Genomic DNA, 8,929 nt, shown 5'->3' on the forward strand with positions numbered 1-8,929 from the left:
CCTGACTTCAGCAGGGCACCTGGATGGATGCCGCACCATGCGCCAAGACCCTCTCGCCCCCTTTTCCACCCCGGCGATCAGCCGCCGCCAGTGGCTGGCCCTGGCCGCCCTGGGTGCATCGGCCAGCACGGTGCCCACATGGGGCGCCGCGCCGCTGGCGCAGGCCGACATCCCCGATGACGCCCTGCGCGCGCGGCTGATGGACCGCATCACCTGGGGCAGCACCGCCCAGGGCGCACAGGCCATGTCCGCCATGGGCGCACAGGCCTGGCTGGCAGACCAGCTGCGCGCGCCCGCCGAGGCGCCGCTGCCAGCCGCAGCCCAGGCGCAGATCGACGCCATGGCCATCTGCCGCACCCCGTTCGAGGCCCTGGCCCTGCAGATGGAGCAGCGCCAGCGCGAGGCCCGCGCGCTGCCCACCGAGGACGAGCGCAAGGCCGCGCTGGAGGCCTGGCAGAAGGACATGCGCAACCTGCAGCGCGAGGCCGGCCAGCGCTTCGTGCTGCGCGCTCTGTACTCGCCGGCTCAGCTGCGCGAGAAGATGACCTGGTTCTGGATGAACCACTTCAACGTGTTTGCCGGCAAGGCCAACCTGCGTGCCGCCGTGGGCGACTACGAGGAGCGCGCCGTGCGCCCCCATGCGCTGGGCCGCTTTCGCGACCTGCTGGGTGCCACCACGCGCCACCCGGCCATGCTGCGCTACCTGGACAACGCGCAGAACGCGGCCGGCCGCATCAATGAGAACCACGCGCGCGAGCTGATGGAGCTGCACACCCTGGGCGTGGGCGGCGGCTACAGCCAGCAGGATGTGCAGGAGCTGGCGCGCGTGCTCACGGGCGTGGGCATCAGCCTGCGCCCGCTGGACGAAGAGCCCCCGCGCATGAAACCCGCCCTGCGCGCCCATTACGTGCGCCAGGGCCTGTTCGAGTTCAACCCCCAGCGCCACGACTGGGACGCCAAGACCCTGCTGGGGCAGCCCCTGCGCGCCCAAGGCCTGGCGGAGCTGGACGAGGCCCTGGACCGCCTGGCACGCCACAGCGCCACGGCCCGCTTCGTCACGCGCAAGATGGCCGTCTACCTGGTGGGCGACACGCCGCCGCCCGCCCTGCTCGACGCCCTGGCACGCAGCTTCGAGCGCACCGATGGCGACATCGCCGCCGTGCTGGATACGCTGTTCCAGTCGGCCGAGTTCCAGGCCTCGCTGGGCCAGCGCTTTCGCGACCCGGTGCAGTACCTGCTGGCCGGCGCGCGCCTGGTGCATGGCGAGCAGCCGGTGCTGGCCAGCACCGATCCCCTGCTCAACTGGCTGCAGCGTCTGGCCGAGCCACTGTATGGCCGCGCCACGCCCGACGGCTACCCGCTCGATGCGGCCACCTGGTCGGGCTCGGGCCAGATGAGCACGCGCTTCGAGGCGGCCCGTGCGCTCGGTACAGGCATTGCCGGCCAGGGCCAGCGCATGCCGCCACCGCTGCTGGCGCAGACGCCGTACCTGCGCCAGATCGATGCCACCCTGGCACCGGCCACGCGGGCCGCGCTGGTCCAGGCCCAGTCGCCGCGCGAATGGAACCTTTTGTTCCTTTCCTCACCCGAATTCATGCACGGCTGAAAGGACTCCGCGTATGCTGCGACGCCACTACCTGCAAGCCCTGGGCGCCAGCGCCCTGGGCCTGGCCACCGCCCAGGTGGCCGCCGCCCCGCGCGCGGGCGATGCGCGCCTGCTGCTGGTCTTTTTGCGTGGCGGGTACGACTGCGCGAGCCTGCTCGTGCCCACCGGCAGCAGCTTCTATTACGAAAGCCGGCCCAACATCGCCATTGCGCGCCCCGGGGAGGACGGTGGCGCGCTGGAGCTCACCAGTGACTGGGGCCTGCACCCGGTGCTGGCAGACTCCATGCTGCCGCTGTACCAGCGGCGCGAGCTGGCCTTCGTGCCCTTTGCGGGCACCGACGACCTCTCGCGCAGCCATTTCGACACGCAGGACAGCATCGAACTGGGCCAGCCCCTGGGTGGGCGGCGCGACTATGGCTCGGGCTTTCTGAACCGGCTGGCAGCCGAGCTGGGCGCCAGGCGCACCACGGCCGCCCCCATGGCCTTCACCAGCACCCTGCCCCTGGTGCTGCGCGGTACGGTGGACGTGCCCAACACGGCGCTGGCCGCAGCCGCCGGCAAGGCCGGCGTGGACGAGCGCCAGGCCGGGCTCATCGACATGATGTACCGCAGCACCGCGCTGGCCCGCCCCGTGGCCGAGGGCTTTGCCACCCAGGGCGAGGTGGCGCGCAGCATGCAGGGCGAGATGGACGCCGCAAGCCGCAATGCGCTGAGCACCAAGGGCTTCGAGGGCACGGCCCGGCGCATGGCGCGGCTGATGCAGACGCGCTACCACCTAGGCTTTGTCGACGTGGGTGGGTGGGACACGCATGTGGGCCAGGGCAATGCCACGGGCGCTTTGGCCAACCGCTTCGAGGAACTGGGCCAGGGCCTGGCGGGCTTTGCACAGGAGATGGGGCCGGCGTGGAAGAACACCGTGGTCGTGGTCGTCAGCGAATTCGGCCGCACCTTCCGCGAAAACGGCAACCGCGGCACCGACCATGGCCACGGCACCGTGTTCTGGGTGCTGGGCGGCGGCGTGGCGGGCGGGCGCATCGCGGGCGAGCAACAGGCGCTGACGGCCACCACCCTGTTCCAGGACCGCGACCACCCGGTGCTCAACGACTACCGCGCCGTGCTCGGCGGCCTGTTCGGCCGCATGTACGGGCTGAATGCCACGGCCCTGGCAAGGGTGTTCCCTGGGGCCCGTGCGACGGACCTGCGCTTGGTCTAACGCTCAGGCGTTCAGAACGCCCGACATGAGTTCGGGCAGGCGCTCGATCTTCATCTTGAACCCACAGGCCTGCGCATGGCCGCCACCGCCCATGCTTTCGGCCAAGGCGATGCAGTCGAAATTGCGCTGCGAGCGCAACCCAGCCTTCACGCCCTTGGCGCCGGCGCTCCACATCAGCGCAAAGGTGCCGGTCTTGGCCGAGAGAATGTCGCCCACCAGGCTGTGGAACATGCCGGGCGCATTCACCATCAGGCCCTCGATGCCGTTGAACACCAGGGGCTGCGCGCCCTCGGCGATGTCGGCGCAGAGTTTGCGGTACTTCTCGTCCATGGCCGAGCCGCGGGCCATGAAGCGCTCCAGCTGCTCGGGCGTGAAGGAGGCGATCTCGCGCCAGCGCTCGAAGCTCTGTTCTTCCATGTCCAGCGCCGAGAGAAAGGCCGCGCTTTCTGGGAATTCCCACTTCCAGATGTCGCGGTCCTCCACGTACTGCAGCAGCGCCGGCATGGGGGTGTGCGGGTGGAAGAACTCCCAGGCCAGGTGCGCGCCCGACTTGTCCATGTCGAAGTGCACCACACCGCAGCGGCAGGCAAAGCCGGTGAGCTTTTCGGCTGCGCTCTTGTGGTGGTCCAGCATCACCAGGCGCGCCGCGCGCTCGTCGATGGCAGACAGGATCTCGGCCGAGAACGAAAAGTCCAGGATGTAGACCGAGCGGCCTGCCAGGGCCGGCAGGTCGTCCACCGACTGCACGTCGCCATGGTCCAGGCCCACATACTCGGCCTTGTCGCCATAGAACAGCCAGGCGGCCAGCGCAGCGCCAAAGCCGTCGGGGCAGCCGCGGCCGTGGTAGAGCACCAGGGGCGCGGGGTCGTTCACATCGGGGGCAAACAGCAGTTGCAGGGGCAGAATCGTTTTTTTCATCATTGCCTCCGATTGTCGCCGGGCCGCAAGGCGGGGGGAACCAATACATTGCACCCGGGCTCCACCAGGCATGGCACGCAGCACCCTCTCGCGCATCTTCCACCCCTTTTCTTTTGGCCGGCACATGTTCCAGACCCTCAAAGAACTGTTCGACAGCTTCACCGCCCCGTTTTCTCCCGAGGCCTCGCCTGCAGAGCGCGCGCATTCCGTGCAACTGGCCGCCGCCGTGCTGCTGGTGGAGGTGGTGCGCGCCGATGCCGCCATGGACGCCGCGGAACGCGATGCCATGGTCCGCGCCCTGCGCGAGCGCTTCACCCTCACCGACGATGAAATCGAGCGCCTGGTGGAGCTGGCCGTGGACACGGCCAAGACCGCCTACGACTACCAGCGCTTCACCGGCAACCTCAACGACCACTTCACGCAGCCGCAGAAGATCGAGCTCGTGGAGGCCATGTGGCAGGTGGCGTATGCCGACGCCCGCCTGGACGAGAACGAGATGCACGCCATCAGCAAGGTCGCCGGGCTGCTGCACGTGACGCATGGCGAATACATCGCCGCGAAGATGCGCGCCAAGGAAGCCGCAAGCCTCTGATCTACACCGGCAGCCAGCGCCACCAGAAAGGGGTTTTGACCTCGCGTGCGCCACGCTCGCACAGCAGCGCGACGAACTCCTTGCGCCCATGGCGCTGGGCCGCCTGCAGCGGCGTCATGTCGTCGAACTCCGAGCGCAGCTGCGGGTCCGCACCGTTGTCGAGCAGGTAGCGTGCCATGGCATCGTGCCCGTGGATGAGGGCTGCCACCAGCGGTGTGCACAGGATCTCGGGATGCTGGTAGTTGGGGTTCACCCCCGCGCTGATGTGGTGGCGCACCAACGCCAGGTCGCCCGCCACGGCGGCGGCATACATGTCTTTCCAATCGCCTGCGGACATAGTGAAAGACCCTCCTTCGGATCAGCGGGCCTTGCCGCCGTATTTGGCAGCGTACTCTGCCGCCAGCTTGCGCGCAGCCACCTGCCCCTTGGCGTCCAGAATGGAGAGCAGCTGCGTGCGGTTCTTGATCGCCTGCGGGTCGCCGGCATTGGCCGGCATGTCGATCCAGGCAAAGGCCTGCACATAGTCCTGGGGCACGCCATGGCCCTGGGCGAACAGCAGGCCGTACTCGTTCTGCGCGGCCAATGATCCGGCCTCGGCCGCCTTTCGGTACCACAGCGCAGCCTTCTCGTGGCTCTGGGGCACACCGGCGCCCTTGCGGTAGGACTGGCCCAGGTTGAACTGTGCCTGCACGTCGCCCTTTTCTGCCGCCAGCGTGGCGTAGTGCTCTGCACGCTGCAGGTCCTGCGGCACGCCATCGCCCTTGGAATACATCAACCCCAAATTGGCCATGGAGGGCGTGTAGCCTGCCTGCGCCGCCTCGGCGAACAGCGCCGCGGCTTTCTTCACGTCCTTGCCCACGCCCTGGCCCGTGTAGTAGAGGCTGGCCAGCATGTGCTTGCCGGCGGCATCGCCGGCGTTCGCCGCAGCGCTGAACTCCTTGAAGGCCATGGCGTAGTCGCCCTTGCCATAAGCAGCGATGCCATCGTTCACGGCTGCATGGACAGTGGCGGAAAAAGACATGGCAACTCCCAAGGTCAGGGCGGCAGCAAGGGCACGCGGGATCGTCATCATCGGCAGGGGCTCCTTCGGCTATTGGGGCGCATTCTGGCATGCCAGGGCGGCTATGCGGTGGCCCCCACCGCCGCCATGGCCCGCGCATGCTCGACCGCGGTCAGCACCTGGACCGGCACCACCGGCACGCCCGTGCCATCGAAGAACGGGGTCGCCCGGTAGCTGCCGGTCAGCCGCGACGCGGCAATGCGCGGCATGAAGCCCAGCAGCGCCCTGGCCTGCTTCCACCCGCCCAGCTTCGGTGGCGTTCCGCCCTTGGCACCTGCGGTCTCAAGGTGCATCTGCACGGGCGGGAAAGCAGGTGGCGCCAACGGCTCGCCACCCTGCGGACGCAGGCAGCTGTGCACCAGGCCCACATAGGGCATGCGCCAGTCGCGCCCGGTATTGCCCAGGGGCGTCTGGCAGCAGCGCTCATACCAGCGCAGCAGGCCCTTGTCCGTGAGCGACACACAGGCCAGGTGCTCCGTGCCGCCGGTGAAGGTGATGTTGCGCGCATGCGTGGCGACGACCTCCGTGCCCGCCAGCGCATCGAGCACCATGCCAGCCTGGCCCAGGTGGTGGGCATAGGCCTGGCAGTCCCGGCAATAGCACACTGCGTGCAGGGCCGAACGGGTCTCAACCACCTCGCCGGTGACCTGCCCGCACCGGCATTGCAGGCGCTGGGCATGCGGCGCATGGCTGTTGGTATGGTTCATGGCGTGTCTCTCCCTTATTCGCAGTTTCTCCAGGCTCCTGGCACAAGCTTAGCGCCCCTGCTGCCAGAATCTGTCAGTTGTCTGCGCCCTCGCCCCTTCCCTTCACCTCGTGCCATTTCCTCCGTCGCCCGCGCCCATGTCCCCACCGCTGCACATCCTCTGGCGCGACGAACACCTCGTCGCGGTCTACAAGCCCGCGGGCTGGCTGGTGCACCGCACGGGGCTCGACGCGGGCGAGACACGCTTCGTGATGCAGACCCTGCGCGACCAGCTGGGCCAGCATGTGTTCCCGGTGCACCGGCTCGACAAGGGCACCTGCGGCGTGCTGGTGATGGCGCTGCACAGCGACGCGGCGCGCGCGCTGTCGCAGTCCTTCGAGCACCAGGCCACGCACAAGCGCTACCTGGCCATGGTGCGCGGCTGGGCCCCCGAGGCCACCGAGGTGGACCATGCCCTGAAACCCGACGACGCCCCGGCCGATGCGGCCGTGCAGGACGCGCACACGCGCTTTCGCCTCGTGGCCCGGCTCACCCTGCCCGAGGTCAGCGACCCGCGCTTTCCCGGTACCCGCGCCTCGCTCGTGGAGGCGGTGCCGACCACAGGGCGGCGGCACCAGATACGGCGGCACCTGAAGCACCTGGCGCATCCGATCATCGGGGATGCGACGCATGGCAAGGGGCCGATCAATCGGTGGTGGGCCGAGCGGTTGGGGTTGCAGAGGCTGTGGCTGCATGCCTGGCAGTTGCGGGTGCCGCATCCGGTGACGGGCGAAACACTGGTGCTCGACAGCGGGCTGCGGCTGGAGGCAGGCGATGGCGTGCAGCAGGCCGCCCCCACCGCCGACTGGCAGCGCCTGCTGGCAGAGTGCCCCTGGTCCATGGTCCCGTAACGCGGGCGACATGCAGCGGGCGGCCGGCCCCGAATAATGGGTTTTCCCAAGAACAACGGAGACCGCACGCATGACCACCCCGACCACCGGCAACAACCGCGTCCTCGCCCACACGGGCGCACGCTACCCCATCATCCAGGCACCCATGGGCTGGATCGCCCGCACCCCGCTGGCCTCTGCGGTGTCGCGCGCGGGCGGGCTGGGCATCATCGAGACCTCGTCGGGCGAAACCGCCAACTGCCAGGCCGAGATCACCAAGATGCGCGCCCTCGGCCTGCCCTTCGGCGTGAACCTGCCCATCCGCTTCCTGAAGGACGACGCCATGCTGCGTTTCGTCTGCGCATCGGGCGTGAAGTTCGTCACCACCTCGGCAGGCAGCCCGGCCAAGTTCATCGCGCCGCTCAAGGACGCGGGTATCACCGTCTACCACGCCGTGCCCACGCTGGAGGCCGCGCTCAAATGCGTGGATGCGGGCATCGATGGCCTGGTGGTGGAAGGCGGCGAAGGCGGCGGCTTCAAAAACCCCGAGGAGGTGTCCACCCTGGTGCTGCTGCAGGCCATCCGCGCACGGGTCGATGTGCCGCTGATCGCCGCTGGCGGCATCTGCGACGGGCGCGGCATGGCCGCGGCCTTCGCGCTGGGCGCCGAGGCCGTGCAGATGGGCACACGCTTCGTGAGCTGCGCCGAAAGCCCGGTGCACGCCAACTACAAGAACGCCATCGTCGGCGCCAGCACCACCGGCACCTGGATGCTCAACCCCCGCGCCAGCCCCTGCAGCCGCGCGCTCAAGTCCGAGCGCACCGCCGCGATCCACGAAGCCGGGCTGATGCCGGCCGACAGCTTCGAAGGCATACAGCGCGTGTACTTCGACGGCGACATGGAGGCCGCGCCTGCGCTGGCGGGGCAGACGGCGGGGCTGATCGATTCCGTCAAAACGGCGCAGCAGATCATTGACGATACGGTGGCGGAGTTCTTCTCCATCACCGCGCGCATGGGGGCGATGGCCACGGCGCGTTCCTTCGGTTGATGGGTGGTGGTGGGTGGTGGGACCACAATGGCCCGGTGAACCGCACTTCCAAAGGACCATTGCCATGCCCACCCTTTGCAGACACGCCACCACACGCCCGTACCGCCTGCCCCCAGGGGCTGGCCTGTTGCTGCTGGCCGCAGCGCTGATCACAGGCTGCGCCACACCTGTCGCCAACACCGGCCCCGGGCCGGCCAGCGCCGAGCGGGCGCACCTGCCGCTGCTGCGCGGCTGGTTCGACGGCAAGGAGGTGCTGTACGTGACCACCGACGCCTCCGACGCCGAGGTGGCGCGCGAGCACCTGGCCAACCATGTGCCCCAACTCGCCCATGCGCTGGCCGATGTACCCGCCGCCACAGGTGGCAGCCGGCGCCCTGGCGCTACGTCTCGCGTGTACGGCAGCACCAACTTCCGCCAGCCCAGCGTGTTTGCGTCGGCCCCCGAGCCCGTGGGCCATGCCAACCGCAGCGCGGCTTATAGCCCGCTGTGGCAACTGGTCAATGTCACCTGGCGCGAGCCTTTGCAGGCGCGCGTGCTGCGTTCGGAGGAGGAGGTGCTGGATGCTGCCGACAAGGGTTTTGTGGTGCTGGAGGTGACGCGGGTGGTGCTGAACTGTCCTATCGTTCATCGTGGGGGGTTGGGGGTGTTGCCGGGGGTGACGGTGGATGGGCGCAAGCCGTGAGCGGATTGCACTGCTGGGCATGAGCCCAACGGTGCATTGCTGTCTTTTGGCGGCGTGCTTTGGTTGAAGGCGGAGGCCGGGTCTCGGCCCGGCAGCCGAGGTACCTTTCTTTGCGTCGCCAAAGAAACGTACCCCAAAGAAAGGCGACCCCGCTGCCCGTGTCCCCACTCGCCTGGCGGCGAGTGGGGCAGCCTGCGATGCTCGGTCCTGGGGTGCACCGCGGAACTCGCTGCGT

10 protein-coding genes are annotated in these 8,929 nt (G+C 68.9%); 6 read left to right on the top strand and 4 right to left on the bottom strand.

What is annotated here, in order from left to right:
• The first annotated feature begins 37 nt into the window (after positions 1 to 37).
• Positions 38 to 1,606: a DUF1800 domain-containing protein gene (locus tag ACK59X_RS17275; RefSeq protein WP_409959138.1), complete on the top strand. Its 1,569-nt coding sequence runs from the start codon at positions 38 to 40 to the stop codon at positions 1,604 to 1,606.
• A 13-nt stretch (positions 1,607 to 1,619) separates the two neighbouring features.
• Positions 1,620 to 2,819 carry a DUF1501 domain-containing protein gene (locus ACK59X_RS17280; RefSeq protein ID WP_409959140.1) on the top strand — a complete coding sequence of 400 codons (1,200 nt, stop codon included), beginning with the start codon at positions 1,620 to 1,622 and terminating at the stop codon, positions 2,817 to 2,819.
• Between the two features lie 3 nt (positions 2,820 to 2,822).
• Here the strand turns inward: ACK59X_RS17280 and ACK59X_RS17285 are convergent, their stop codons facing one another.
• A complete protein-coding gene (locus ACK59X_RS17285; protein WP_409959142.1) occupies positions 2,823 to 3,740 on the bottom strand; it encodes a DHH family phosphoesterase in 918 nt (305 codons plus the stop codon).
• 67 nt (positions 3,741 to 3,807) lie between these two features.
• On the opposite strand from ACK59X_RS17285, the gene ACK59X_RS17290 reads away from it, so the two are divergent.
• On the top strand, positions 3,808 to 4,329 hold the full coding sequence (locus ACK59X_RS17290) for a TerB family tellurite resistance protein (protein ID WP_409959143.1): 522 nt from the start codon (positions 3,808 to 3,810) through the stop codon (positions 4,327 to 4,329).
• A 1-nt stretch (position 4,330) separates the two neighbouring features.
• On the opposite strand, the gene ACK59X_RS17295 is transcribed toward ACK59X_RS17290, so the two are convergent.
• The 3 genes from ACK59X_RS17295 to ACK59X_RS17305 form a co-directional block, all read right to left on the bottom strand.
• Positions 4,331 to 4,666: an ankyrin repeat domain-containing protein gene (locus ACK59X_RS17295; RefSeq protein ID WP_409959145.1), complete on the bottom strand. Its 336-nt coding sequence runs from the start codon at positions 4,664 to 4,666 to the stop codon at positions 4,331 to 4,333.
• 21 nt (positions 4,667 to 4,687) lie between these two features.
• Positions 4,688 to 5,350, bottom strand: a complete 663-nt coding sequence (locus tag ACK59X_RS17300; protein WP_409959147.1) for a tetratricopeptide repeat protein — start codon at positions 5,348 to 5,350, stop codon at positions 4,688 to 4,690.
• A gap of 101 nt (positions 5,351 to 5,451) precedes the next feature.
• Positions 5,452 to 6,096, bottom strand: coding sequence for a DUF6151 family protein (locus ACK59X_RS17305; protein ID WP_409959149.1), 645 nt, complete (start codon positions 6,094 to 6,096; stop codon positions 5,452 to 5,454).
• Positions 6,097 to 6,232: 136 nt separating this feature from the next.
• Here ACK59X_RS17305 and ACK59X_RS17310 point away from each other — a divergent pair, with 136 nt between their 5' ends.
• From ACK59X_RS17310 to ACK59X_RS17320, 3 genes are all read left to right on the top strand, one after another.
• The gene (locus ACK59X_RS17310) at positions 6,233 to 6,985 is read left to right on the top strand and encodes a pseudouridine synthase (protein ID WP_409959151.1); all 753 of its coding nucleotides are present in this window, start codon (positions 6,233 to 6,235) and stop codon (positions 6,983 to 6,985) included.
• A 70-nt stretch (positions 6,986 to 7,055) separates the two neighbouring features.
• Entirely contained in the window at positions 7,056 to 8,012 is a 957-nt protein-coding gene (locus ACK59X_RS17315; protein ID WP_409959153.1) for an NAD(P)H-dependent flavin oxidoreductase, read from the top strand.
• Positions 8,013 to 8,076: 64 nt separating this feature from the next.
• The gene (locus ACK59X_RS17320; RefSeq protein ID WP_409959155.1) at positions 8,077 to 8,694 is read left to right on the top strand and encodes a hypothetical protein; all 618 of its coding nucleotides are present in this window, start codon (positions 8,077 to 8,079) and stop codon (positions 8,692 to 8,694) included.
• Positions 8,695 to 8,929 lie beyond the last annotated feature (235 nt).

Origin of the sequence: Acidovorax sp. (genome assembly GCF_046339755.1) — a bacterium.
Classification (GTDB): domain Bacteria; phylum Pseudomonadota; class Gammaproteobacteria; order Burkholderiales; family Burkholderiaceae_C; genus Acidovorax.